This is a genomic window from Wenzhouxiangella sp. XN24 (assembly GCF_011064545.1).
Lineage (GTDB): Bacteria > Pseudomonadota > Gammaproteobacteria > Steroidobacterales > XN24 > XN24.
Genome location: NZ_JAAMFG010000014.1, coordinates 1 through 299 on the forward strand (window position 1 = coordinate 1; position 299 = coordinate 299).

1 protein-coding gene is annotated in these 299 nt (G+C 66.6%); it reads left to right on the forward strand.

Features of this window, described 5'->3' with window-relative positions; genetic code table 11:
* On the forward strand, positions 1 to 299 hold a 299-nt coding region (locus tag G6032_RS00190), incomplete at both ends, for a methyl-accepting chemotaxis protein (protein WP_240901834.1).

Genomic DNA, 299 nt, shown 5'->3' on the forward strand with positions numbered 1-299 from the left:
TCTCTCGAAGAGACCGCCTCCTCCATGGAAGAGCTCACCTCCACCGTCAAGCAGAACGCCGACAACGCCAGGCAGGCCAACCAGCTCGCCCACGGGGCTTCGGACGTCGCCACCAAGGGCGGCGACAAGGTCCGCGAAGTGGTGGTCACCATGGGTGCCATCACCGAGAGCTCGAAGAAGATCGCCGACATCATCCAGGTCATCGACGGCATCGCCTTCCAGACCAACATCCTGGCACTGAACGCCGCCGTCGAGGCCGCCCGGGCCGGGGAGCAGGGTCGCGGCTTCGCCGTGGTCGC